This is a genomic window from Solibacillus sp. GQ1 (assembly GCF_059758555.1).
Window position 1 is genome coordinate 1,965,242 of the sequence record NZ_JCAXEX010000001.1, and the last position, 26,487, is coordinate 1,991,728.

Sequence of the window (26,487 nt, forward strand, 5' to 3'; positions counted from 1 at the left end):
AAAAAAGCTGTTCCCGGATTTCTCCGGGACAGCTTTAATTTTTATAGTTCGTATCAATCAGCAAGTTCCCTGTTTCTGTATCATAGAAACGCAACAGGTCACCATTAATAATCTGATCCGAGTATTCTAGTTCTTGAGTTGCACGATCAATAAATGGCTGACATGCTTCCGTATCGATTGCTTCTCCCGTATCACGGTCGTAGCATACTTCACCTGCATACACATATTGATTTGTTACGAAGCGACCATCACGGAAAATAACGAAATCCTCATGTTCTTCCGAGAAAAGGTCAGCACCTAATTGCATATCTTTTGAAGTCTCAATACCTAACAGATGCAGTAATGTCGGACGAATATCCAACTGACCCGCTGCATTATCCATCACTTGTCCATCATTTGAACCAGGAATGTGGATATATAATGGGACAGCCTGTAAAAGCGCACTGTCATATGGTGTGATCTCTTCTTTATTTAAATATTTTGCCATTGCTTTATTATGATTTTCGGAAATTCCGTAGTGGTCCCCGTACATCACGATAATCGAATTTTCATATAAACCTTGTTCTTTTAAATCATCGAAGAATTCTTTCACCGATTCATCCAAATAGCGAACTGTTTGGAAATAGCGATTTAATGTTCCTGAATTTGAATCATATTCAGGTATCATTATATCTTCCGGGTCCAAATAGAACGGATAGTGGTTTGTTAAAGTAATTAGACGGCTGTAAAACGGCTGTGGCATTTCTTTCATTAATGCTGCAGATTGTTCAAAGAATGGAATATCCTTTAATCCCCAGTTTACAGATGTTTCTTCTGTAACATTGTATGATTCGAGATCATAGAACTGATCTAATTTAAATGATTTGTAAATCATATCACGGTTCCAGAATGATTTGTTGTTCGCATGCATAACATTTGTAAAATATCCATTTTCCCCTAAGCGCTCTGCAAAGGAGTTATACGTATTTTCACCATGTGTAAAGAATACTGCACCTCGACCTAAGCCATATAACGAGTTTTCAAAAATAAACTCAGAATCCGAAGTTTTTCCTAATCCAGTCTGGTGGTAAAAATCACTGAAGTAATACGTATCTTTATCATTTGTCAATGAATTCAGGAACGGTGTTACTACTTCCCCATTCATTTCCTCATTAATAACAAATGACTGCAATGATTCCAGGGAAACTGCAATTACATTGCGGCCTTCATACTTGCCGAACATTTCAACATTAGGTTCCGCCTGGTTTGCGCGAACGTAGTTGCTCACTTCAACAAGCTCACTGCCATCTGCCAACGCACGCTGTGCAGACGATTTCGACTGAACATATACATCGTAAAGATGATAGTTATATGTTCCGATATTTTTCACTAACAATTCACGGTCAAATGCACGTGTCAATAATTGCGGACGCTCTGTTTCTGCTAAACCTAAGTTTAAAAATAAAATAGCTGCCGTCATAACAAAGTATGCTTTTCGCGCATCTTTACGTATTGGCAGTAACTGCTCTTCCACTTTCGGTAAAAGTTTCACAGCAATAATAATCAGTAATACATCAACAAAATAGAACAAATCCATCCAGCTGATGATTGCTGCAGCTGATGTACCTAACTCTCCAAAATTACTCGTTTGGAATAAAACAGGCAATGTTACAAAGTCATTGTAGAAACGGTAAAAGGCAACATTTCCGTATAATACAAAGGCCAGTAAAATACTACTGCCGACAATATAGCGATTTCGCGCTTTTTGTGATTTCAAGAATAATGACAATCCATAGAAGAATAATAAGAAACTTAATGGATTGATAAACAAAATTAACAATTGCATTGCATTTTCTATCTTCATATCAAAGCTAGTTTCATAAACAATTACAGTTTTAATCCAGGTTGCTATTACGGCAATCGCTAATATCGAATGTTTAGGCCATTTAAAATCTTTCATATCCTATACATCCTCTCTTTACATATTCGATTTTTTTTAAATACATTGTTTTATTTGTGTAAAATCCATTCAAACAAAATCTATGTTAAAGCTTTTCAAACAAATCCGCAACAATATTTCATTTAAACAGTTTACATTCATAAAATAGCACTATTATTTAGTACGTATTAAACTTGAAAAGGTTTCGTTAAATATGAAAACAGCGGTTTATTCCCGCTGTTTCACTTAGGGTATGTTCGTCAAAAAGTTTAAAACCCTGAGTAAACAAGCATACCTCTATACGATTCATACTATTATACGCTAAATTCCAGTTATTTTCCTGCTTTAAGTCTTTGCTCTTCCTGACGCAGGATTAACAAAGCCATCTGAAAATCTTTCGTATCAATAAATTTCGATTTATATAATTCCTTAATTTCATCTTCCATTAAGTATAAATCCCCAATACGGTCCTTTGTATAAATGTAAATGCCATATTGTTTTAAGATGCCCAGCACATCCAACATTGACTTCATTCTCGTTCCTCCACCAATTATTCGCAGATAATGCGATTTTTGTCTGTAAGTAGTATATGTACCGGAAGATCATGTGATTCTCTCGGTATTTCGTTTAACAACTGCTCCTCAAATGCTAAGGATATCCGCATTCCATTAAAGCCAACTAAATAGCGGTCATAATAGCCCCCGCCAAATCCGATGCGGTAACCGTGATGATCGAAGACAACCCCCGGCACGACCATGACATCAATTCGTTCTTTTTCGACCAGTTCCGTTCTTTCTCGTATCGGTTCTAATATATTTTGATAAGCTCGTTCGGTTTCATCAAAACTGTTAATTTTGTAAAACTCCATCGAGCGATCTTTCGGATTACATTTCGGAACTGCAACATATTTATTTAATTTCCATAATTCTTCAATAATAAACGTCGTATCCACTTCCGGCTGATTTGATAAAGTAATTGCTATAATATTTGCTTTTTGAATAGATGGTTCCTGTAATAATTGCTGAGCGATTTCCAATGAACGTTCACGATATTCCTGATCGGTCATATTAGACAACTTTTCCTGCACTTTAATACGATAGTCTCTTTTCTCCAAACAAATCCCTACTTTCAATAAAGCTGTTTTAAGTTAAACATTACTATCATAAATCAAATTTGTTGAATCATCATAGTAAAATTTAAGAGGGTAGCAAGTAAAAAGCCAAAACCAACGAGTGGTTTTGGCTAAATGAGCGATTATTACTTTGTTTCACGGTGAAGAGTGTACTTCTTCTCGCGAGAGCAATATTTTTTAAGTTCAAGACGCTCTGGATTGTTACGCTTGTTCTTTTTTGAAATGTAGTTACGTTCGCCGCAGTCTGTGCAAGCTAAAGTAATGTTTACGCGCATCATTAACCCTCCCACTCTAAATTAAGAATAAATTTATTTGAGCATGATTTATACGACTTACCTATTATAACACACTGTTTTAAAAAATCTAGTATGATTTCTTAATAAGTTTTACTATGTTAAAATAAAGGGAATCCTGCAGTAAGAAAACGATTACTCACTTCAATTGCAAGTTTACGGTCAATACAATGACATAGATAACAAGAAATGGAGGACTTCATATGGGACTTTCTTCAATATTAATGATTGCTGGAATTGCTGTAATTATTATATCCCTATTGTTTAAAGATAAATCAGCAAAAGTTGAAAGAGATGTCGAAGATTTATCGATCAATATTTATCAGGAAACAAATGCTTTAAAACGACGCGTAAAAGCATTGGAAGAGGAACTGCTTGTAGATCCAAATTTCCAAGTACGCAAACCTTCTTCTGTCCAACAACAGCAAAATTCAGAACAGCAAGCTGCCTTTTCATCTTTCCAGCAAGTAGCAGCCCAAGTAAAAGCGGCCCAAAGCTATGGTACGGCTTCTAAGGCAGCTCCGCAAAAGAGCGCGAAACCGACGATTAACGGTATTTTAGTTAGTCAGGTGCTCGCTCTCAATAGCCAAGGCCTATCGATTGAGGAAATCAGTAAGCGTTCAACATTATCACATGCTCAAATCCAATCGATTTTAGCAAATGGAGGTCAACAATGAAATCATCGTTGCGAGCATTTGGTATCGGTCTTTTTGTGGCAGGTGCAAGCATGGCATTGTTCGACAAGTTGCCTTCTGATTCCAGTCAGAAAGAAAATGCTGCTTACGAAAAGCAATTAGACGACTATGAAAAACAGATCGCAAAATTGACAAAACAGTTAAATGAGCAAAACCCGGATTTCGCCAAGTCTAAAAAAGCTGATGTGCAAACAACAAGTACAACCGAAGAGAAAACAGCCTCTACAAAGGAAGAAAACAATTCAGACGTTGTGCAAGAGACCATTTATATTTATGAAAATGTCTCTATTTATACAATCGGCCAACAAGCGGAAGACTTAGGTATTGTCACTAACGGCCGAGAGCTTGAGCTTTATTTGGCCAAACCGGAATTTGCGCGTTCTATTCAAAAAGGCGCATTTGATCTCCGCTCCGATATGACAATCGAAGAAATTGCCCAAGTGCTAACAGGGCAACCAACCGAATAATTGTAAATTTAAATTATAGATAGCAAGCAAGCCTTCTTCCATACTAAACTACCAATTATCCAAAAGTTTTCAAGATTGAAGGGATTAAATGGACTATATAAAAAGAGGAACAAAAGCTTTTAAAATGACGAATATCGCGTTATTTGCTGCAGGTTTTATTACCTTTGCCAACCTTTATATTACGCAGCCGCTAATGCCCCAGTTTTCAAATGATTACAATGTCTCTCCTGCGGTAGCCAGTTTATCGTTATCTGCTGCTACCTCTGTTTTGGCATTTAGCCTATTACTGTTCGGTTCATTGTCGGAAGCTTGGGGGCGAAAAAAATTGATGACCGCTTCCATATTTGCGGCATCCGTTTTAACACTCGCACTGGCATTTGCTCCTAATTTTGAATCGATTCTCGCACTGCGAATCATTCAAGGTTTTGTGTTTGCCGGGGTTCCTGCCATTGCAATGGCTTATTTAGGAGAAGAAATGGAACCATCAAGCTTAGGTGTGGCAATGGGTCTTTACATAAGCGGAAATGCGATTGGCGGATTATCGGGCCGTATTATAATCGGCACGATGAGTGATTTATTCAGCTGGCAAATCGGAATGATCGTACTCGGGGTTTTAAGCATTATTATCAGTTGTTACTTCGTCTGGGCATTACCGGATTCCACACATTTCACACCACGTCCATTACAATTTCGATTACTGACTAAGACACTGTTTCAGCATATAAAAGATAGACGACTTGTTTTATTGTTCGGGATTGGATTTACTTTAATGGGCAGCTTTGTGACAGTGTATAATTATATCGGCTTCAAGCTGGTCGAATCTCCCTATAATTTAAGCATGACATTCGTAAGTTGGCTATTTGTTGTTTATTTAGTAGGGACTTGGAGCTCCACATGGTTCGGAAGCTTGTCTGATCAATATGGCCGGCAAAATGTTCTATACAGCGGCATTATCATTATGATCTTAGGTGCAGTTCTTACCTTCCCTGTAAGTTTGCCTTTAAAAATCAGCGGACTCATTATTTTTACTTTTGGCTTTTTCGGCGCGCATTCCATTGCAAGCGGCTGGGTCAGTCATTTAGCCAAAGTCGATAAAGCCCAGGCTTCCTCATTGTATTTGTTCGCCTATTATATGGGGTCAAGTATTGGAGGAACGCTCGGCGGTATCTTTTGGATGCACTATGGTTGGACTGGCGTTGTCCTTTTCATCGGATCAGCACTCGTATTAACATCTATTTTTGCAGGCTTTATTCAATACTTTCAATCTAAATACGAAAAAATGCAGAGCGCCTAGAAAGAGGCCCTGCATTTTTTTATTCCCGCACCCAAGTCAAACCTAATGTTCCTTCTCCTGCGTGGACACCTACACAGGCAGAAAGTGGCATAGTGGTAAATTGAATGGATGGAAATTCCTTTAGTAATTCCTTTTTCCACTCGATAGCCCCTGCTTCATTATTACAGTGAATAATCGCGGCTTCTTTTACAGGTGACTTTAAAATAGCTCGCTTAAGTTTTTCTATGACGGCTTTTCTGGCACGATTATCAGCCCGCACTTTTTTTGCCACTTCAACGCCGCCTTCTTTATTGTATTCAATGACTAGTTTAATATTGAGCAAGTTGCTGAGAAACATTGCCATCCCTGAAACACGTCCGCTTTTATGCAATTGCTCCAAGCTTGCAGGAATAAAAGCAAGTTCCGCCTTGCCACGCATTGCTTCTATTTTCTCCACGATCGCTTCCGGGACATGTCCTTGTTTTTCAAGCTCAATTCCGAGTGCCAACATGACTTGCATTGGATAGGAACCGATTTTCGCATCAATAACATAGCTTTTGAAACCCGCCTGTTCTGCAGCCATTGGAGCACTTAGTACAGTACCCGATAGTTGCTCTGAAGTATGAATCGCAATGGCACAGTCATAGCCCTGATCTTTTAATTTTTCATATAAAGCTACATGCTCTCCGAATGCAGGCTGAGATGTTTTTGGATGCATTGTTGAATTTCTTAATTTATCGTAAAATTCATCGTGCGTCATGTCCACTGTTTCACGAAGTGCGCCTTCTTCAAAAACGATGTTCAATGCAAGCACATGAATTGAGTGTTCTTTAATAAAACTTTCTGGTAATAATGCTGCAGTATCTGTAACCCATGCAATCTTTTTATTCATTATAAAACTCCTTGATGTTAAAATTTTATGTCTCCCAAGAATGTAAGCGCAATCATAGTATCGGCACAGTGACACATGTCATATTTGAACGGATAAGTTCCAGGGCCGACATCATTTCGACAACATTCGAGTTTTATTTTCATTTTCAAGTGATACCGATTATTTTACATATGGGCTTTATTTCCGTACGATAAAAGTACAAACAATTATATTAGTAGTTTCGAGGAGGAACGAAAGCATGAATATTTATGATATTCCTGTTAAGACAGAAAAAGGCGAGCAATATGAATTAGACCGCTATAAAGGCCAGGTAATGATGATTGTCAATACAGCAAGCAAGTGCGGATTTACAAATCAGTTTACAGAGCTTGAAGAATTATATGATAAATACAAAGAGGAAGGATTTGTCGTGCTCGGTTTCCCTTCTGACCAATTTAAACAGGAGTTGTCTTCCAGTGAGGAAGCTGCCGAGTTCTGCCGCCTGGATTACGGTGTCACGTTCCCGATGCACGAAATGGTGAAAGTGAACGGTTCAGAAGCACATCCTTTATTTAAACATTTATCATCTGAAGCTAAAGGTCTTTTAGGACAGTCAGTTAAGTGGAATTTCACGAAGTTTTTAGTCGACCGTGACGGTAATGTCATTAAACGTTACGCCCCACAGGATTCACCGACAAAAGCAGAAAATGATATTGCGAAATTGCTTTAAAGTATATTTTTATAATAGAAGTGAGCAGCCGAAGATTAAATTCGGCTGCTCTTTTTAATATAAAAATACTTCTTCATCTGTTACTTCCAGATATAATGGCATAACTACAAAAAACATAGTCAGTACATAAAATGTCAGACATAGAATCGTTAATAAAATCGGTAACCCAAAAGAAGAAGAGAAAATAATTGTTGGCGATGTAAGCATCGAGATTCCGCCGATTATTTGACGGTACTTTTTAGAATAAAACAATTTTTCATTGCACGTTGGACAACGCAATTCCATTCTTAATTTACATACAATTTTTATTTGCTCTTTTTTTGAATACGAATGGCGGCAATGTGGACAGCTTACCTCTCCCGTTGTATTGCGGGCAAAATAAAATAAAACTACGATTTGCAAAAGAATGACAAGTACGAAAATACAAAGATTCAGCCACTGAATGTCTACTTCAGACTTTTGGATTGCGCTCCCAATAGCATAGACGATAAATGGCGAGAGTGTGATAAGCAAATAGCGCAATCTATAAACTGTTTTACGAAGTTTATGCATTTCTACTTTTTTCCATCTCTTCATCGTAAAGAAAACTATTGTGGCGAAAACCCCATTGATAATCAGCAATAAACTGATGATGGCCACATACTTGCCTCTTCTTATTGCTTCGGCTAATTGCTCTCGTTCATTGTTTTCAACTAACGGACTGGATGCCTGATTAGGAGACAACACGATCCCATCATTAGTGAACAAGTATAGGAAAAATACTGCTGTAAAAACAAATATCGGGGCAATTATAATGGTCCAATTCGTTTGTCGTTTCGGGCGTTTCGACTGATCAATTGTTTGCTTTAACTTTGACTTCTGTTGCTCCGTTAATTGTAGTTTGCTTAACTCTTGCTGCCACTTTTCCTTAATCATTCTCCATCACCTCCATGCTTAATTTCGGCTTCAACTTCGCTCTCGCACGCTGCAAACGTGATTTAACAGTCGATACCGCCAATTCCAATAACTCAGCGATTTCAAACACGGTCATTTCCTCATAATAATAGAGTAATAATACTTCCCGATCTTTTACCGGTAATGTAAGGACCGCGGCGGTTACTTCACCATGTAACTCTTTCTCGACATAAATCTGTTCCATTCCTTTTTCATGCTGCTGAAAAAACTGGGTAATGACGAATTTCTTGTTTTTCCAGCTTCGTAAATAATCATAGCAGCGGTTAATTGTCATCTTCACTAAATAGGTTTTAATCGATGCTCTCTGTTCAAATTGTCCTGATTTATGGTAATAGTTTATAAATACGTCTTGGACGACTTCTTCAGCTGTTAAACGATCCTTCGTATAGATAAAGGCAATGCGGTACAAATAATCACTGTATGTATCAATTAATTTCTCGATTTCAACTAGCCGCCCTCCTTTCACCCTTTTAGACGGAAACAAATTTAATTTGGACGCATTTCTCGAAAAGATTATTAAAAAAATCGCCTAACCAATGTATGATTAGGCGACTCTATTATGGCTGAAAACTTAGTAACGCTTCTTGAGCAGCTTCAACATTATCTTCATTGAATGGTGTTTTCTCCATTGCGGCAATTTGTTCGACGGCATCTACCAATACGAGCTTCGAATAAAACGGCAGCTTCGGTACTATCTCAACGAGACACCAGTAAATCCACATGTCATCGTCCCCGCGTAGCACTTCATCAACAAGTGGCGTCAGCTCATTTGGATAGTGAAGCAGCAGCTCAACCATTGGCTCCGCTACAGGCCAGTTCATATCTTGCACCCATTCAAGCAGCTTCGGCAGTAAAGGAATGACCGCTTCGGCTTCCGCAGTTTTCAGTTTTTCCACTGCTGCTATGTCATGTTTATCTTTCGGTATCATGCCAATACCTCCACCTTCTTTAAAAACTCGCTGATCATGGATGTACCCAGTTCTGTACCGATGGATTCAGGATGAAACTGCAACCCATATACCGGATAGTGAGCATGTTGAATAGCCATAATTTCCCCATCATCTGCACTTGTAGCAACAACTTGGAAATCTTCATGCAATGTTTGCCTTTCAATAATAAGCGAATGGTAGCGCATCACTTCGACTTCTCCTTCGAACCGTGAAAACAAACCTGTTTTTTCATATTGAAGCATGCTCGTTTTCCCATGCATAATATTTTTTGCCCGGCTCACCGTTGCACCGAACGCTTCACCAATCGACTGATGGCCAAGGCAGATTCCCAAAATCGGAATCTCTTTATAAAGCTGTCGGATCATTTCAATGACAATACCTGCATCTTTCGGTTCCCCGGGTCCCGGAGAAATAACAATCGCTTTCGGCTGCAGTGTGCGGATTTCCTCAACCGTCATGGCATCATTTCGAACAATTTTTACGTCTTCCCCAAACTGTGCGATTTGGTGATACAGATTATACGTAAAGGAATCATAATTATCGATAAGTAAAATCATTTGCGCACCTCCAGCAACGCTTTTGCTTTATTTAATGTTTCTTCATATTCCATTTCAGGGACCGAATCATAAACAATCCCTGCACCTGCCTGAACATACGCTTTTTCATCTTTAATTACCATTGTACGGATCGCAAGGGCTAAATCCATATCCCCTGATGCCGATAAATAACCAATTGCACCCGCATAAATTCCGCGCTTTCTCTGTTCCAGCTCATTAATAATCTGCATTGCACGAATTTTCGGTGCACCCGATACCGTACCGGCTGGCAGGCTTGATGCAATAACATCGACTAAGTGGGCATCGTCTCGTAATGTCCCTGTTACCTCAGAAACGATATGCATCACATATTTATACTTTTCGATTTCCATATATTTTGTAACAGCTACTGTTCCAATCTGCGCAACACGGCCAACATCATTACGTCCTAAATCAACAAGCATTTTATGCTCGGCAATTTCCTTTTCGTCTTGCAGCAATGCATTCGCGATTGCTTCATCTTCCTGTATATTCTGTCCTCGCGGCTTCGTTCCGGCGATCGGATTTGTAGTTACAAGTCCTTTTTGAACTTTCACTAGACTTTCAGGTGATGTGCCAAGTACCGTATAGTCCCCAAATTCCATAAAGAACATATATGGCGACGCATTTGACGTCCGTAATTTTCGGTAAAGCGTCAATGGGTTTTCTTTGTAATCTGCTTCAAACGTTTGAGATAAAACGACTTGGAAAATATCACCACACCTTATGTGCTGTTTTGCTGTTTCAACCATTTCAATAAAGCGTTCTTTTTTAATAGTCGGTGTGAACTGTACATCGATTTCTGGTGTTTGTTTATATGATAAAGATGACATCATCATTTGTTCGATATCATCCACTTTTTGCTGCATCAACGCCATCGTATGACCCGCCTGAAACAGATCCATTGCCACAATGGATACTTGCTGTAACAGATGATCGATGACGATAAACGTTTCGTAAAAATAAACATGAACATCCGGCATATTGTATACATCGCCTACAATTTCCCCGATTTGTTCAAAATGATAGGCTGTTTCATATCCAAAATAACCGATTGCCCCGCCAAAAAAGGCGAACGGAGCGTCTTCCTTTTGAATTGGCAATAGCTCTTTCAACAAAGTTAATACCGGTTTCTGTTCTGTCTTCAGCTCCTGATTATGGATAGAATAAGAACCGGATTCCGCATTTCCTTTCAGTTCACCAACCGGATTAAAGGCGATGAAGGAATAGCGTCCATTTTGCTTAAATTTTGCATTGGATTCGAATAATACTTTTTTCTTTCCAATAATGGATTCAAAAATCGAAATAGGCGTATAAGTATCGCCATTTACCTGTTTCATTACATATTTGTCTGTCTTTACTGCCATGCTCATCTCTCCTCAGCTTTTCTTTTCGGGAACACAAAAAGGCCCTTTCGCTTTTAAAGGACGAAAGAGCCGTGGTGCCACCTTTATTGACTAAATTAAATACATTTAGTCCACTCAAAACTCGTAACGTGAGTGCTACGGCACAGCATTTCCTCTGTGCAGCTAGAAAGTCCATTCATAAAGTACGCTTACTGACTTCCACCAACCGTCAGCTCTCTAAAAAACGCCGCTTTACTACTATTTTTTCATCATCGCTTTTACTATACTTGCTATTGTATCGTTTCAGCCCGAATTTTACAAACTATTTTAAATTAACTGTAAATGTATAGTTGCCCGTGTGATTTAGCATAATACAGACTTGCATCGGCAAAGGCTACTAATTGTTCATATGAAACTTCTTCTTTTTTTAATTGGTCTGAATGGATAAACCCAAAATGAATCGGGATTTCTACGACTCCTGATGTCGAATGAACAGCAGTTGTTCGAAGTTTCTCCTCCAACTTCATTAACAACTTGAAAAAGTCGCTTTCGGAAATATTCTTTATAATCGCTTCTCCTTCATTTTTCGATAATACATTAACCTTTGCCTCATACTCGAAAATATTCGAATAAATCGACTCAAATAACGTAAATAATAACTGCTCAGTAAATAAGGTGCCGAACAGCTCTTCAATTTTATCTGTGATAAAGCACCAATGAATACAGTAAATTGCCTCATTGTTCATAAGCGCATGTTCCACAAACTCGATGGTGCTCTCTTTCGAAACGACATGCGGGAATTTTACTGTAAGCGCAGTCGTTTCCTCTTCGAAAAAAAAGTCAGCATGTATGTGACGTACTTTACGTACACTGATGGGCTCATTTTTATACTTTTCAATCAGATGCTGCAATTCCTTTTTAAAACGAAACTGCTCGATTAGTCCAAAACGTAGAAGGTATCTTTCAACTACGGACAATAATACATAATTCTGTTGTTTCTCCAATTGAAAAAACGTCTGCTCAAACATTTCCAAGCTTTCATTCCCATAGCCAGCCCTATAGATTAAAATCGCTTCCGCAAACAGTATATTCCCCGCATAGTAAGGGGGTTTGCCTTCCAGATGCTGCAAAATGTCATGCTTTATCTGATTAAACATGATGTCATTACTCGTTGAAGCATAATAATAGAGCGCTCCTAAATAACCTCTAACAATTGTTGCGTTGACAGCAGGATTTTTCCGTTTGTAATACTCCGCCAACTTTATAGCGATATGTGCATTTTGCTGTTCTTCTTTATAACGGTACTGTGCTGCCAGATTGCAATAATTAATGATAATAAGTTCATCGTTTTGCAAAAGATGCGCATATTTAAGCGATTTTTTTGCTGCTTCTATTGATTCATCATGATGTTTCGTAAAGATATGTTCAAGACTGTACAAATAGTAATAAACCATCTTATTTTCGTCTTTTCCATATGTTAAACAAAGCTTTTCATAATCATCCATGACCGCATGAAAGTTCTGATAGCTGCCTATTTCAAAATAAGTTGATGCCAAATATTCATAGCATAGTAGTGCTTCTGCATACCTTTTTTCTTCAAGTGTGATCGGCAATGTAATGGTGCTGAATTGAATCAGTTCCATATATCGCAACTCATTGAAGAGATTTCGTAAATGTTCAATCTGGTTTGAAATTTTCATGTCACTCGTCCACCCCAGTCATTGATTAATCCAAATACGGCTTCGTAAATCTCACTTGCCTCGGCAATTCCTTGTTCATATAGGTTAAGAAGAGACGTTTCAAATTCCATTACAAGCTCCTGCAATTCTTTTAATACAGTACTTTGCAATAAAGCGAGCTGTTGCGGGTAATTTTCAACTTCAATATATTTTGAATCATAATAAGGTCTTAAACTTTTACTGCTGAAGCCTTTCAACGCTTGAAAATTTGCCGCTACTTCCTCGTTTTCTGCTAATTTTTGCACGATAAACTGTTCCTGCTTTAAATAAATATAAATTGCACAAATGAACGCCAGCTTTTCGTTTTCTAATAAAGCAAGCTGAATATAGCGTCTTATTTGAAAGGTTTTAATTTTATCCAAAAAAAATTTTCGAATTGGATAAATCATCGTATTTTCCGGATTGGAAATACGATCGATTTCTTCAGTAGATAATAAATACCAAATATCAAATATGATGACTGAACGTTGGTAAGACTCCTCACTGAATGGAAGTATTAATGTGAATAGATTAAGTTCATCGATCAACTGCTGAAATCGGTACATTGTCTCATCAGAAATTAAAAACATACAATCTGCTTTATCTATTTTAGCCTGCATGCTACATACCTCACCTCAAGTAATTGTCAGTTTCATCCATCATATCATAAACTTACTGTTTTAAAGTATTTCATTTTATTATCATTTTATTATAAAAAAAGTGATGGTTGAAAATTCTCTTTTCAACACATCACTTTATATTTTCGTCTATTAGATTAATTCGAACGTTGGCAAATCATATCATATAAATACTTCGCCTGATCAAACTCAGGCTGAAGTGTATAAGCTTGTTTCAAATGATATTTTGCTTTATCTGTATCTGATGTAGCTACCGCGTAAAGTACACCTAAATTATAATGCGCATCTGCATTGTTCCAGTCCTCTTCAATAACATATTCCAGCTCTGGCTTTGCAAAATCGAACATTTCCAAAGAGCAAAGCAAAATGCCATATGATAAACGAATTTGCAGATCTTTTGGTGCAAGCTCTGCCGCACGTTGCATAAATGGCAGGGCCAACTTGAATTGCTGTTCGCGTTCAAATGATTTTGCCAGCATGTAATAGGCATCTGCCCCTTCGATCCCGTAATCGATCGATTTTTGATATAGTTTTGCGGCTTCTGTATAGCGTTCCGCTTCATAATATAAATTTGCTAATCCGTAATACGCTGTAGCAGCTTTTTCATCTACTGTGATCGCCTTTTGGAAGAAGCGTTCAGCACGTTCGATATCCCCCATCGCAGCAAGCAATGTACCGAAGTTTACATAGCCGATCGCATCGTCCGGCTGTGCCTCAATTGCCTTTGTGAAAGCTTGTGCAGCCTCTTCATAATGCTTTTCCTGAAATGCTCTAATCCCGATTTCATTATAGTTTGTATCCATTCTTTCACCTCTATAAATATGTATAGACGCTCATTTTTAAATGAACGTCTATCGTCTATTACCCTACATATGTTAACTTTTCACTATTTTTAAACACACCATCGATTGTACCGCCACCTAGGCACTCTTCGCCATCATACAGAACAACAGCTTGTCCTGGTGTAATTGCTCGAACCGGTTCTGCAAATTCAATATACGCTGTATCGTCTTCACGCATTGTCACTGTTACCGGCGAGTCTTCCTGGCGATAGCGGAATTTAGCTGTGCAGTTAAATGTGCCCGCTTTTGCTTCCCCTGTAAAGCTCATTTTTACCGCAGTCAATGCATTCGAATACAGTGCATCGTGATGGAAACCTTGGCCAACATACAATACGTTTCGTGTTAAATCTTTACCGACAACAAACCAAGGTTCGCCGTCTCCGCCGATTCCTAGACCGTGACGTTGCCCTAATGTATAGTACATTAAACCGTCGTGCGTACCTTTTACTTCACCATCAAATGTTTCCATATTGCCTGGCTGTGCAGGAAGGTACTGGCTTAAAAATTCTTTAAAGTTACGCTCACCGATGAAACAGATTCCTGTTGAATCTTTTTTCTTTGCTGTAGCCAAACCTGCTGCTTCCGCAATTTTACGAACTTCAGGCTTCGGTAAATGTCCGATTGGGAACATGACCTTTTCCAGTTGTTCTGAAGTTAACTGATTCAGGAAATATGTTTGGTCTTTATTATTATCAATGCCTCGAAGCATTTTCACACCGTTTTCGTCATGCGCTACACGTGCATAGTGGCCTGTCGCTAAATAATCCGCTCCAAGTGCCAGTGCGTGCTCCAGGAAGGCTTTAAATTTAATCTCTTTATTACACATAACATCAGGATTCGGTGTACGGCCTGCTTTGTATTCTTCCAGGAAATACGTAAATACTTTGTCCCAATATTGTTTTTCAAAGTTGACCGCATAATATGGAATGCCGATTTGGTTGCATACTGCGATTACATCATCATAATCTTCTGTCGCTGTACATACTCCAAATTCATCTGTGTCATCCCAGTTTTTCATGAAAATACCGATTACATCATAGCCTTGCTGTTTCAATAAATACGCGGCTACTGATGAATCTACGCCTCCACTCATTCCAATAACTACTCGAATTTGAGATGGATCTCTTGTTTCTACCATTTACTATTCACCTTTTCTTAGACAAATCGCGTAAAAGGCGCGAAGTCTTTCTTATAAATTTACGAAGTTAGCCGTTTCACAATTTCAGCAGTACGCTTCCCTGCTTCCCCTACTAACTCATCTGTTAATCCTAACCCAAAACTGAAACGAATGGAACTACGAAGCTCAGGGGCGTTCTGTCCATACATCGCAACAAGTACATGGGACGGGTCAATCGAACCTGCCGTGCAAGCAGAACCGCTTGATACGAGTACTCCTGCCATATCCAAATTGATCAAAAATGATTCAACATCCGTTCCGGGGAAAGTGACATTCAATACATGCGGTAAAACGCTATTTTGATGACCATTCAGTTGAAAATCAATATTCGCCTGCTGGAACTGTTCGATTAAAATATTTTTATAACCGTTGTACTGCTCTCTACGCTGTTGTGCAGATTGTCCTGCTAATTCGGCAGCTTTTGCAAACGCAATAATCGCCGGGACATTTTCCGTTCCTGCACGACGTTTTTTCTCCTGGGAACCGCCGTATAGGATATTTGTTAATTTGACTCCTGTTTTTGCATATAAAAAGCCAATTCCTTTAGGACCGTTAATTTTATGGGCAGAAACACTCAACAAATCAACATGGAGTGCTTCTACATCCACTTTTTCCAGTCCGAATGCTTGGACAGCATCTGTATGGAATATAGCGGTATGTTCTTTTAAGATCGCTCCAATTTCTGCGATAGGCTGGATTGTGCCGACTTCATTGTTACCATACATAATCGTAACTAAAATCGTATCATCACGTAAAGCCTCTTTCACCTGTTCAGCGCGGATTCGCCCTGTTTTGTCAACGGGTAAATACGTCACCGTGAAACCTTCTTTTTCAAGCTTTTCACACGCATGTAAAACGGCATGGTGTTCAATTGCTGTTGTAATAATATGTTTCCCTTCTTTTTGGCGTGCATACGCTGTTCCAAAAATGGCCATATTATCGGCTTCTGTTCCACCGCTTGTAAAAATAATTTCAGAGGGTTTCGCATTTACTTTTGCTGCCAAACTTGCCCGAGAGTCATCCAGTGCTTTACGTGCACTGCGTCCAACTGTGTGAATACTTGATGCATTACCGCTTTCCTCGGCCATTGCACGTGCCATTACATCAATTACTTCAGGGGCAATGGGTGAGGTTGCGGCATGATCAAGATAAATTGTATTTTTCAAAACAAACTAACTCCTTTAAATAACACTAAATGTAAAACATATAGCCGTCAGATACTTCATTATTTGTATATTTTGCCAAATCGTCAATCGTCGTTGTATCCAAGACATTTTTTACTGCATCGCGAATACGCATCCATAATTCACGCTGTGGCGCTTCTTCGTTTTCAATTCCCTCAACCGGCTGAATCGGCCCTTCCAAAACACGGATAACATCAGCTGCAGAAATTTCATTTGGCTTATGTGCCAACATATAGCCGCCATATGCGCCACGGACACTTTTCACAAGGCCTGCATTGCGTAGTGGTGACACTAACTGCTCTAAATACGCTTCCGATAAATCTTTATCCGCAGCAATTTGTCGCAGCGGAATCGGTCCTTCACCATAATGCTTTGCCAATTCAATCATAATCGTTAAACCGTAACGTCCTTTAGTCGATATTTTCATCGTTACACCTCTTATTTTCTAGTCCTTTAATATTATTCATTATAACACAACTCCTTTTAAACCACTCGGAAATACTTTATGATTATTAACAAAACCATTTTATTCAACTGAAAAGAAAAGGAGCGAAAAATTATGCAAAATGAACCGCTCGCCTATAAAATGAGACCTCGTACAATTCGCGAAGTTGTTGGTCAGCAGCATATTATTGGACCGGCAACACCATTATTTAAAATGATTGAAAAAGGACATGTACCTTCGATATTGCTTTATGGGCCTCCCGGGGTAGGAAAAACATCGATTGCAAATGCGATTGCCGGCAGCTCAAAAATTCCTTTCTTTGCATTAAACGCTACACATGCCGGGAAGAAAGATATTGAACAAATCGTGATGGATGCCCGAATGAGCGGTAAAGTCCTATTGTTTTTAGATGAAATCCACCGTTTTAACAAACTCCAGCAAGATACATTGCTGCCGCATGTAGAAAACGGTTCAATCGTCTTGATCGGGGCAACTACGGAAAATCCTTTCCATGATGTAAACCCTGCCATCCGTTCACGCTGCGGGGAAATATTACAATTAGAACGCTTAACAGGCGCTGATATTGTCCAATTGCTCAATCAGGCATTATCAGATAAAGAACGCGGTCTTGGACATTTAGAAATCGATATTACCGAACTGCAAATCGAAAAAATTGCTAATGCCTCAAATGGCGATGCCCGTAAAGCATTAACCCTACTAGAATCGGTATATTATGCTTCAGATGAAAAAGACGGGGTAACTATTATTAATGACAATGCGATTGATGCATTAGCAAAAAGGATCGGGGTTTTTGGGGATAAAGGCGGTTCCCATTTCTATAACTTATTGTCGGCTCTTCAAAAATCGGTACGCGGCAGTGACCCAAATGCTGCGCTATATTATTTGGCTCATTTACTCGAAAATGGGGACTTGGTTGCGGTATGTCGAAGACTGCTCGTCATGGCCTATGAAGATATTGGACTTGCGAACCCTAGTGTTGGGGCACATGTGCAGGCAGCAACAGAAGCAGCCGTGAAACTCGGGTTGCCGGAAGCGCGTATTCCACTCGCAACCGCTGTTGTTGAAATGTGTTTATCGGACAAATCAAATTCAGCCTACAAAGCTTTGGATACGGCGATTGCAGCAATTCATGAGGGGAAAACCGGTGATATTCCGAATCATCTAAAGGACGCCCATTATGCAGGTGCGGCAACACTCGGCCATGTCGGATATAAATACCCGCACGACTCCCCTATCGGAACATTCGGCGGCTGGGTACAACAGCAATATTTACCGGATGAACTTGCAGGCACCGAATTTTACAAGCCCGTCATAGCAGGTGAAGAAAAAAGAATGGCTGCCATATATGAAAAGCTAAAATCTTTTAAGAAATAAGCGGCATTTAAGTACACAAAAAGAGTCATTTTCAACTCAATGAAAATGACTCACTCTTTTATAATTTACTTTTCGTATGACTCGGCAAATTGCTTAAATGCTTTAATACATTGTTCCACATTGTCGGCAACAGTCAGTTTAATTTCTTCTTCATTTAATTGATGAATACTCTTTTGAATTTCCGAAAGTAATTCTTCATTACTTTCAATATGCGCGTTTGGAATACAGCTCGCACTTAATTCATATAGCTTAATTACATGTGCACATGCATCCGCATCATCTTTTGCTATTAAATTAGCATGCGCTAAACCCGTAAAGTATAACAGTTTTGAAGTAATATCCATATAAAGGATCCAATAAGTATTGCTTGATGGCAGTTCCCCGTTATTTCTCGCGATGTAATCATTAAAATTATTCGCTACTTTATGCAATAATTCATCAAGCTGCTCAAAAGCTTTTGACCAATTTGGTTTCGTATCGATATTTTCAAAAACGATTCTATCCATTTTCAACTGTAGACTCGGCAAATTCAATAAATCATTTTTCATTTCAATTGTCATTCTATCGTCCTCCTTGCATCCCCATGCATATTATCAATACTTTATTAACTATAGCAAAAAAAAGGAATTTTTCTGCAAAAACGAAAAAATCATTAAAATCCTGCCATATTTTTGCCATAATTAATCTCTTAATAGAATATTATGTCATTTGCTATTCAAAGATTCATCTGTCAAACGGGAAAAGTATTTTTCATATAATAACTTCTCGTTATCAATATAACCGATTTTATAAACAACCATTACACCTTGTTTATATATTTTTATTGACTGACCTGAACTATAAAAGACCCATTTAAATGATTCAATCCATCTATCTAATCTTTTTTCATCATTGCTCAAAAATAATTGCTTTTCTTTTATTACACTGGCCATTTTCCAGAAACCTTCACTCAGCTTGAAGTTTTTCGTTAAAAAATTATATTCAGGTTCAACAATATGATCCGTATCATAAATATGGATCATATTTAAATCAGCATCAATCGCAATTTCCACCGACCCGATCACATCATGTAAATTCAAACCCCGGTATTCCATTTGTTGAATTACCATTTTTTTAGCTCCCTTCCTCAAACATTTTTATCATTTTACCACAATAATAACAATCTATATTAAAAAATGAATACTCATTCATAATGTTATAGTTTTCTTAGGAAATTTTTGTATAACTAATTAAAGTATGTAATTTATTGCGCAATATAGTGACTGATGGAAAGCTAAGTTTGTTGTTTGATCAATTCCACAATAAAATAATAGATGAAAAAAAGCGTTTAAATTAGTCCTTATCAATAGCAAATATCCACTAAAAAAAGATGTGTAAAAAGGTCCGAAACCCCCTTTACACACCCTTTATTTAAAGAAGTCCTCGCTTACCCTTGAACGCGGTTAATTTGGACATCTTTTAAAATCGTATTAATTACCCAGCTTGCTGCAATTAAGCCCGCAACAGATGGTACGAATGCATTTGATGAAGGCGGTAATTGTGCTTTGCGGATTTCAGCTTCAGGTTTTCCTACATATTGTGCAACATCAGGACGCACAACAATTGGAGATTCATCTGAAAATACAACAGTTACACCTTTTTTAATGCCTTCTTTACGAAGCTTTGTACGAATTACTTTTGCCAGTGGATCTGTATGCGTTTTTGAAATGTCGGCAATTTGGAAACGTGTAGGATCCATTTTATTCGCAGCACCCATGCTTGATATAATTGGAATGTTGCGTTTTAAACATTCTTTCATAATATGGATTTTGTATATTACTGTATCGGATGCATCGATTACATAATCGATTCCTTGCGCGAAAAATTGTTCATAAGTTTCCTCTGTATAAAACATATGCATATCAATTACTTCGCACTCCGGGTTAATATCTGCAATCCGCTCTTTCATAACAGCAGATTTTGATTTTCCGACTGTTGATAGATAGGCAACCAATTGACGATTAACATTCGTAATATCCACATTATCTTTATCTACTAATATAATACGGCCAATCCCGCTGCGTGCACATGCTTCCGCTGCAAACGAGCCTACACCGCCCACACCTAAAATCGCGACTGTCGTTTCTTTAAGTTTTTCTAACCCTTCTGTTCCAATAGCTAATTCATTTCGTGAAAATTGATGTAACATCTAATTTTACCCCTCAATCTTTATCATTCTACTAGGCATTATATCGACATCAATTACGAGATGCAAGCAACAATATAATGACAGAAAGTAGCATTAATAATATTTTTGCTTCATGAATGCTTCAATCCTAGTTATGAAAGCAAAATAAAAATACTCTTCTACATGAAAGTAGAAGAGTAAAATTAGAAATGGACGAATCCCAAATATGCCGTCTTGCTACAACATCGTTTTGATCCCGCGTCTATAGCAAGGGGGTGCACTAATCGCAGCGTTAAACTTCCCGCTCCAAATGGGGCATGTTTGCTTCTACGGTAATAGTAGCTCCCAACGATTTATTGTTCGGTCAAAAGTGTTTAGTAACAAATATAGCGACGAACACTTCAGGATTCGTATTAATGATATATTAACACCAATATTCTGATTATTCAATCGAAAATATCCCATTCTGATAAATTATTAAAATTGTACTAACTTTTTAGAAATATATGGTACCTTTTTACTCTTTAAAAAAAGGTACTTCTTCTCGAGAGAAGAAATACCTTAACGTGTTATTTTTTGGCTGTTGCTGCGATACGTAAGCTTAACTCTTCAAGCTGTGCATCGGAAACTGATGATGGTGCATCTGTTAATAAACAGCTTGCAGTTGCCGTTTTCGGGAATGCGATTGTATCACGTAAATTTGTACGACCAGCAAGAAGCATTACTAATCGGTCAAGACCCATTGCTAAACCGCCATGTGGAGGAACGCCGTAGTCAAATGCTTCCAGTAAGAAACCGAATTGTGCACGCGCTTCCTCTTCACTGAATCCTAGCAGTTCAAACATTTTTGCTTGTAAATCGGGCTCATAAATACGAAGTGACCCGCCGCCAAGCTCATAACCGTTTAATACGATATCATAGGCTTGAGCACGAACTTCTTTAGGGTTTGTATTCATTAAATCTAAATCTTCATCGAATGGACGAGTGAATGGATGGTGAGCCGCATAATAACGACCTTCCGCCTCATCGTATTCGAATAATGGCCAATCAACAATCCATAAGAATTCGAATTTCGATTCATCGATTAAGCCTAATTCTTTTCCTAATTTTAATCGTAATGCGCCTAGTGCGTCTGCGACTACAGAAGATTTATCTGCAACGAATAATAATAAGTCACCAGCTTGCGCTTCTGTTGCTTGGATAATTCCGTCCGCTGCTTCCCCTTCAAAGAACTTCGCGATTGGACCATTCAAGCCTTCTTCCGTCACTTTTAACCAAGCTAAACCTTTTGCTCCGTAACGGCCGGCAAATTCGCCTAATGCATCAATATCTTTACGAGAATAGTTTGCTGCCGCGCCTTTCACATTGATCGCCTTCACTTCGCCGCCATTTGCTACCGCGTTCGCAAATACACCGAAAGCAGATTCTTTCACGATGTCTGAAAGCTGTTTTAATTCCAGCCCAAAACGTACATCTGGTTTATCTGAACCGAAACGATCCATTGCTTCTTTATAGCTCATGCGTGCGAATGGTGTAACGACATCAATACCTTTTACATCTTTCATAACTTGTGTAAGAAGACGCTCATTCATTTCGATAATTTCATCCATTGATAAGAATGATGTTTCAATATCGACTTGTGTAAATTCCGGCTGACGGTCCGCACGTAAATCTTCATCACGGAAGCATCGAGCAATTTGGAAGTACTTTTCAAAGCCACCTACCATTAGAAGCTGTTTAAACAGCTGTGGTGATTGCGGCAATGCATAAAATTCGCCATCATGTACACGTGATGGCACTAGATAGTCACGTGCTCCTTCTGGTGTCGATTTCGTTAAAATCGGTGTTTCTACTTCCAGGAAGCCTTCGTTTTGTAAGAAATTACGGATTGTACGTGTTACATCAGATCGCATTTTAAATGTGTCATACATTACAGGACGACGTAAATCTAAATAACGATATTTTAGACGTAATTCTTCCGAAACTTCCGCATTGTTATCGATTGCGAATGGAGGGTTTTTAGCTTCGTTAATAATAGTCAGTTCAGAAGCTGACACTTCAATTTCGCCGGTTTTCATATTTTTATTTATTTGAGTTGCATCACGTAAAACAACTTTACCTTTTACTTCAATGACAAACTCATTACGAATTTTATTTGCAAGTTCTAATGCGTCTTTCGCTTGATCACCGAAAACTACTTGTACGATACCTTCACGGTCACGCATATCTACGAAAATTAATCCGCCTAAGTCACGACGTTTTTGTACCCAACCTTTTAATACAACTTCCTGTCCCGCTTCTGCAGCTGTTACTAAACCGCATGCATGTGTTCTTTGCGCCATTGTTATTCCTCCAACTATTTGTTTTCTAAAACGTATTGGACAAGCTGACCGAATTCCACTTTTGTCTGATCGCCTGTTTCCATTGTTTTGACGTTTACTGCTTGCTCTTCTAATTCTGACTCACCTAGTACAATGACAAATTTTGCATTTGCACGGTCGGCAGCTTTCATTTGCGCCTTCATTTTTCGGTCTAAATAATCCATATCTGCTGAAATGCCCTTTGCACGGAATGAACTTACAAGCTCCACTGCTTTTAGTTTTGCCTCTTCGCCCATTGCTACAACATACATTTCCAGATTATTACCCGTAGCAAGCTCAATATTTTTAGCTTCCAGCGCTAATAATAATCGTTCAATTGATAGGGCGAATCCGATACCAGGTGATTCCGGTCCGCCAATATCTTCAACTAAACCATTATAGCGGCCGCCACCGCAAAGTGTCGTAATTGAACCGAATCCATCACCGGTAATCATAATTTCAAACGCCGTATGGTTATAGTAATCAAGACCCCGTACTAAGTTAGGGTCCACTTCATAGGAAATGCCTAGCACATCTAAATATTGTTTTACTTTTTTGAAGTATTCAGCCGAAGAATCCGTTAAATAATTTGTTAGCGCAGGAGCAGTTGCCATCGCTGGGTGTTTTGCATCTACTTTACAATCTAAAATGCGTAAAGGATTTTTCTCCAGACGGCTTTGACAATCACTGCAAAGTTCTCCAACGACCGGAGTAAAATGCTCGATTAACGCACTACGATGCGCATCACGTGTTTCTTTGTCACCTAATGAGTTAATGACTAATTTTAAATCCGTCAAGCCAAGTGTTGTATACACATCCATTGCAAGTGCCATTACTTCCGCATCAATCGCTGGATCGGCTGAGCCGATAGCCTCTACACCAAACTGAACAAATTGACGATAGCGGCCTGCCTGTTGACGTTCATAACGGAACATTGGACCTGTGTAGTAAAGTTTAACAGGCTGATCTGCCTGACCAAACATTTTATGCTCCACATATGCACGTACCGCTGAAGCTGTTCCTTCTGGACGCAATGTTAACGAACGATTTCCCTTGTCCGTAAATGTGTACATTTCTTTTTGGACGATATCCGTTGTATCGCCTACACCACGTTGAAATAGTTCTGTTGACTCAAACATTGGTGTGCGAATTTCGTTATAGCGATATTTATCACATAAATCACGAATGACACGTTCTACATACTGCCATTTTTCAGATTGACCCGGTAAAATATCCTGTGTTCCTTTAGGTACTTTAAAATTCATAAAAGCACTCCTCTCTTAGTTGACCAAACTGTTCGCGTGCTAATTAAGAAGAAAATAAAAAAAGCTCCCGCCCCTTGCAAAAACTGCAAGGGACGAAAGCTTGTATAATCTTCCGCGGTTCCACCCTAATTGATGTATGACTACATCCTCTCGAATTCGGATAACGGCCGATTCCGTCTTCCCCTACTAGAAAAAATTTTTTCGAGGAAACGCCTCTCAACTGTTGTTCACATGTTACATACTGCAGGAAAGATTCCAGCCTAAGTCTTTCCCTCTCTTTTCAGCATTGGCAACCGCTACTTGTTTGGTCATTGGCAATGTTACTTTTGTTAAATTAACACTAATCTTAATGATGTCATGACAAGTTGTCAACCATTTTCAAAAAAACGCTATATTTTTTGTCATAAATGCTTTTATAATATAGGGGTATATAGTGAAAGGTCATTTAACTAAATTATTATAAAGGAGGAAACTATGAAAAAAAATAAAATAATAATAGGTTTATCATTTTTATTATTATTCACAGCGATTGTTCCGTATTATTTTTCCGCTCGCCCTGCTCATGCCAACGGGGAACCATTATATGTAAACGCGGAAATTTTATATTTACGTGAAGGTCCAGGTCTTTCTTATCCGATTCTCGATACATTAAAAGAGGGAACTGAGATGATTTCGATTGAAAAACAAGGTGATTGGCACCATGTTCAAGTCGGACAACAAAAAGGATGGGTTGCGGCATGGCTTGTAAAAACAGCAATCGGTCAAACAGACTCGTCAACTGAAAAGACAGTCATTTCTCAAGTAAACTCTTTAAATGTTCGTGTAGCACCATCATTATCCGCTTCTGTACTGACAAAAATCTCTTCCGGGACGGAAAGTAAATTTTTAAAACAAGAACAGGATTGGATTCAAATTCAGTTCGGCGAGATGACAGGTTGGGTATTTGCGGAATATGTCACAGTGAAAGAAGCGAATACGGAAAAGCCGGCCCCCCCTTCTGATAACGGACAACAGGAACAGTCAAATGAGCCAATACAACAAATTGACCCGAATACATTTACCGTTAACGTAAATGCTGTCAACATCCGAAAAAAACCTGATTTAACATCTAAAAAATTAGGGCTTGCCACTGAAGGACAACAATTTAAAGTTGTCAGCCGAAATCATAATTGGGTTGAAATTGAATATGAAAAAGGTAAAAAAGGTTGGATATACAATTTTTATGGAACGTTTACAAAACAATTGAAACAAAATCCTTCATCTGAAAAAGAAGAAACGAAAAACTTTGTTACGATTATTTATAACGGGACAAATTTAAGGGAATCCCCTTCGACTTCTTCAAATGTTGTTGTCATTGCAGATGCTGGTCATACATATCCGATAGTGGAAAGTGAAGGCGACTGGTTTAAAATCGCAGTAAATGATCGTCAAACCGCGTACGTCGCAAACTGGGTTGTCAGTGAAAATGATTCACAAGGAACTACATCTAAAAATAATACAAGCGAGGCAGCCGAACGTAAAAAAGGTACATTAAAGGGCTTAACAATCGTACTGGATGCGGGTCACGGCGGTAACGACCGTGGTACTACCGGTGTTCGTGGAACAGACGAAAAAGAGATTAATATTATTACAGCAGAACTGCTACGTTCCAAATTACAGGCTGCCGGTGCAAATGTTGTCATGACACGTGAATCCGACATTTTTGTCGACTTGCGAAAGCGTGTTGCAGTATCACATCAGGCAGGTGCCGATGCGTTTATCAGTATTCACTATGACGCAAATGAAGATAGTTCAGTGAGCGGCTTTACGACCTATTATACGAACGGTTATCAGCAAAAGCTTGCGGAATATGTTCATGAAGGATTGGCATCAAAAGTTAGCTTGAAAGATCGCGGACCACGCTTCGGCAACTATTTAGTACTCCGCGAAAACCGTCAAAATGCTATATTACTTGAGCTTGGCTATTTAAGTAACCCTTCTGAAGAAAGGGCAATTACTACAGATTATTATCGGGAACAAGCAACACTTGGCATTTATCAAGGGTTATTAAACTACTTCGACGACCAGCTTGAACAATAACATATAACAATAA

General features: G+C 38.6%; 27 protein-coding genes, 1 other RNA gene and 2 other annotated features. Of the genes, 6 read left to right on the forward strand and 22 right to left on the reverse strand.

Annotated elements, in window-relative coordinates; translation table 11 throughout:
- Positions 1–34: 34 nt before the first annotated feature.
- The 4 genes from AC6CH1_RS10075 to rpmG form a co-directional block, all read right to left on the reverse strand.
- The gene (locus tag AC6CH1_RS10075; protein ID WP_498317375.1) at positions 35–1,939 is read right to left on the reverse strand and encodes an LTA synthase family protein; all 1,905 of its coding nucleotides are present in this window, start codon (positions 1,937–1,939) and stop codon (positions 35–37) included.
- A 311-nt stretch (positions 1,940–2,250) separates the two neighbouring features.
- A complete protein-coding gene (locus AC6CH1_RS10080; protein WP_251686925.1) occupies positions 2,251–2,451 on the reverse strand; it encodes a YqgQ family protein in 201 nt (66 codons plus the stop codon).
- 17 nt (positions 2,452–2,468) lie between these two features.
- Entirely contained in the window at positions 2,469–3,032 is a 564-nt protein-coding gene (locus tag AC6CH1_RS10085) for a 5-formyltetrahydrofolate cyclo-ligase (protein ID WP_251686923.1), read from the reverse strand.
- Between the two features lie 143 nt (positions 3,033–3,175).
- Positions 3,176–3,325, reverse strand: a complete 150-nt coding sequence (gene rpmG / locus AC6CH1_RS10090; RefSeq protein ID WP_008408521.1) for a 50S ribosomal protein L33 — start codon at positions 3,323–3,325, stop codon at positions 3,176–3,178.
- A 221-nt stretch (positions 3,326–3,546) separates the two neighbouring features.
- Between rpmG and AC6CH1_RS10095 the strand changes: the two genes are divergently transcribed.
- The 3 genes from AC6CH1_RS10095 (at position 3,547) to AC6CH1_RS10105 (ending at position 5,799) form a co-directional block, all read left to right on the forward strand.
- On the forward strand, positions 3,547–4,020 hold the full coding sequence (locus AC6CH1_RS10095) for a hypothetical protein (protein WP_498317378.1): 474 nt from the start codon (positions 3,547–3,549) through the stop codon (positions 4,018–4,020).
- On the forward strand, positions 4,017–4,505 hold the full coding sequence (locus AC6CH1_RS10100) for a hypothetical protein (protein ID WP_498317379.1): 489 nt from the start codon (positions 4,017–4,019) through the stop codon (positions 4,503–4,505). Before AC6CH1_RS10095 ends, AC6CH1_RS10100 begins: the two co-directional genes overlap by 4 nt.
- Positions 4,506–4,593: 88 nt before the next feature.
- Positions 4,594–5,799, forward strand: a complete 1,206-nt coding sequence (locus AC6CH1_RS10105) for an MFS transporter (RefSeq protein WP_498317381.1) — start codon at positions 4,594–4,596, stop codon at positions 5,797–5,799.
- A 19-nt stretch (positions 5,800–5,818) separates the two neighbouring features.
- Here the strand turns inward: AC6CH1_RS10105 and AC6CH1_RS10110 are convergent, their stop codons facing one another.
- Positions 5,819–6,670: a DegV family protein gene (locus AC6CH1_RS10110; protein ID WP_498317382.1), complete on the reverse strand. Its 852-nt coding sequence runs from the start codon at positions 6,668–6,670 to the stop codon at positions 5,819–5,821.
- A gap of 238 nt (positions 6,671–6,908) precedes the next feature.
- Here AC6CH1_RS10110 and AC6CH1_RS10115 point away from each other — a divergent pair, with 238 nt between their 5' ends.
- On the forward strand, positions 6,909–7,379 hold the full coding sequence (locus AC6CH1_RS10115; RefSeq protein WP_251686912.1) for a glutathione peroxidase: 471 nt from the start codon (positions 6,909–6,911) through the stop codon (positions 7,377–7,379).
- Between the two features lie 54 nt (positions 7,380–7,433).
- On the opposite strand, the gene AC6CH1_RS10120 is transcribed toward AC6CH1_RS10115, so the two are convergent.
- From AC6CH1_RS10120 to cymR, 11 genes are all read right to left on the reverse strand, one after another.
- Positions 7,434–8,294: a TIGR04104 family putative zinc finger protein gene (locus AC6CH1_RS10120; RefSeq protein WP_498317384.1), complete on the reverse strand. Its 861-nt coding sequence runs from the start codon at positions 8,292–8,294 to the stop codon at positions 7,434–7,436.
- A complete protein-coding gene (locus tag AC6CH1_RS10125) occupies positions 8,287–8,799 on the reverse strand; it encodes an RNA polymerase sigma factor (protein ID WP_498317386.1) in 513 nt (170 codons plus the stop codon). The genes AC6CH1_RS10120 and AC6CH1_RS10125 overlap by 8 nt, the downstream gene beginning before the upstream one ends.
- A 91-nt stretch (positions 8,800–8,890) precedes the next feature.
- Positions 8,891–9,262, reverse strand: coding sequence for a DUF5071 domain-containing protein (locus AC6CH1_RS10130; protein ID WP_427709040.1), 372 nt, complete (start codon positions 9,260–9,262; stop codon positions 8,891–8,893).
- Positions 9,259–9,840, reverse strand: coding sequence for an anthranilate synthase component II (locus tag AC6CH1_RS10135; protein ID WP_427709038.1), 582 nt, complete (start codon positions 9,838–9,840; stop codon positions 9,259–9,261). Before AC6CH1_RS10135 ends, AC6CH1_RS10130 begins: the two co-directional genes overlap by 4 nt.
- Positions 9,837–11,225 (reverse strand): anthranilate synthase component I, encoded by a 1,389-nt coding sequence (gene trpE, locus AC6CH1_RS10140; protein WP_427709036.1) that lies wholly within the window; start codon positions 11,223–11,225, stop codon positions 9,837–9,839. Before trpE ends, AC6CH1_RS10135 begins: the two co-directional genes overlap by 4 nt.
- A 53-nt stretch (positions 11,226–11,278) precedes the next feature.
- Positions 11,279–11,486 (reverse strand) — a binding site (T-box leader).
- A gap of 50 nt (positions 11,487–11,536) precedes the next feature.
- Positions 11,537–12,904, reverse strand: coding sequence for a hypothetical protein (locus AC6CH1_RS10145; RefSeq protein ID WP_498317388.1), 1,368 nt, complete (start codon positions 12,902–12,904; stop codon positions 11,537–11,539).
- Entirely contained in the window at positions 12,901–13,542 is a 642-nt protein-coding gene (locus AC6CH1_RS10150) for an ATPase (RefSeq protein WP_427709032.1), read from the reverse strand. Before AC6CH1_RS10150 ends, AC6CH1_RS10145 begins: the two co-directional genes overlap by 4 nt.
- A gap of 155 nt (positions 13,543–13,697) precedes the next feature.
- Complete coding sequence (locus tag AC6CH1_RS10155; protein ID WP_498317389.1) at positions 13,698–14,363, reverse strand: tetratricopeptide repeat protein; 666 nt, start codon at positions 14,361–14,363, stop codon at positions 13,698–13,700.
- Between the two features lie 58 nt (positions 14,364–14,421).
- The gene (mnmA, locus tag AC6CH1_RS10160) at positions 14,422–15,540 is read right to left on the reverse strand and encodes a tRNA 2-thiouridine(34) synthase MnmA (protein WP_498317390.1); all 1,119 of its coding nucleotides are present in this window, start codon (positions 15,538–15,540) and stop codon (positions 14,422–14,424) included.
- A 59-nt stretch (positions 15,541–15,599) separates the two neighbouring features.
- Positions 15,600–16,745 (reverse strand): cysteine desulfurase family protein, encoded by a 1,146-nt coding sequence (locus AC6CH1_RS10165; protein ID WP_427709026.1) that lies wholly within the window; start codon positions 16,743–16,745, stop codon positions 15,600–15,602.
- Between the two features lie 25 nt (positions 16,746–16,770).
- Positions 16,771–17,190 carry a cysteine metabolism transcriptional regulator CymR gene (gene cymR, locus AC6CH1_RS10170; protein ID WP_008408540.1) on the reverse strand — a complete coding sequence of 140 codons (420 nt, stop codon included), beginning with the start codon at positions 17,188–17,190 and terminating at the stop codon, positions 16,771–16,773.
- A 132-nt stretch (positions 17,191–17,322) separates the two neighbouring features.
- On the opposite strand from cymR, the gene AC6CH1_RS10175 reads away from it, so the two are divergent.
- Positions 17,323–18,603: a replication-associated recombination protein A gene (locus tag AC6CH1_RS10175; RefSeq protein WP_498317391.1), complete on the forward strand. Its 1,281-nt coding sequence runs from the start codon at positions 17,323–17,325 to the stop codon at positions 18,601–18,603.
- A 65-nt stretch (positions 18,604–18,668) separates the two neighbouring features.
- Here the strand turns inward: AC6CH1_RS10175 and AC6CH1_RS10180 are convergent, their stop codons facing one another.
- The 6 genes from AC6CH1_RS10180 to hisS form a co-directional block, all read right to left on the reverse strand.
- Positions 18,669–19,163: a GTPase gene (locus AC6CH1_RS10180; RefSeq protein WP_427709022.1), complete on the reverse strand. Its 495-nt coding sequence runs from the start codon at positions 19,161–19,163 to the stop codon at positions 18,669–18,671.
- 144 nt (positions 19,164–19,307) lie between these two features.
- Positions 19,308–19,712 carry an aminopeptidase gene (locus AC6CH1_RS10185; protein ID WP_427709020.1) on the reverse strand — a complete coding sequence of 135 codons (405 nt, stop codon included), beginning with the start codon at positions 19,710–19,712 and terminating at the stop codon, positions 19,308–19,310.
- 317 nt (positions 19,713–20,029) lie between these two features.
- Positions 20,030–20,791: a tRNA threonylcarbamoyladenosine dehydratase gene (locus AC6CH1_RS10190; protein ID WP_251686884.1), complete on the reverse strand. Its 762-nt coding sequence runs from the start codon at positions 20,789–20,791 to the stop codon at positions 20,030–20,032.
- 192 nt (positions 20,792–20,983) lie between these two features.
- Positions 20,984–21,181: non-coding RNA, 6S RNA (gene ssrS, locus AC6CH1_RS10195), on the reverse strand.
- Between the two features lie 158 nt (positions 21,182–21,339).
- Positions 21,340–23,112, reverse strand: a complete 1,773-nt coding sequence (aspS, locus tag AC6CH1_RS10200; protein WP_498317393.1) for an aspartate--tRNA ligase — start codon at positions 23,110–23,112, stop codon at positions 21,340–21,342.
- Positions 23,113–23,126: 14 nt separating this feature from the next.
- Entirely contained in the window at positions 23,127–24,395 is a 1,269-nt protein-coding gene (hisS, locus tag AC6CH1_RS10205) for a histidine--tRNA ligase (RefSeq protein ID WP_251686880.1), read from the reverse strand.
- Between the two features lie 85 nt (positions 24,396–24,480).
- Positions 24,481–24,716, reverse strand: a binding site (T-box leader).
- Positions 24,717–24,869: 153 nt separating this feature from the next.
- Here hisS and AC6CH1_RS10210 point away from each other — a divergent pair.
- Positions 24,870–26,474 carry an N-acetylmuramoyl-L-alanine amidase family protein gene (locus tag AC6CH1_RS10210; RefSeq protein WP_251686878.1) on the forward strand — a complete coding sequence of 535 codons (1,605 nt, stop codon included), beginning with the start codon at positions 24,870–24,872 and terminating at the stop codon, positions 26,472–26,474.
- Positions 26,475–26,487 lie beyond the last annotated feature (13 nt).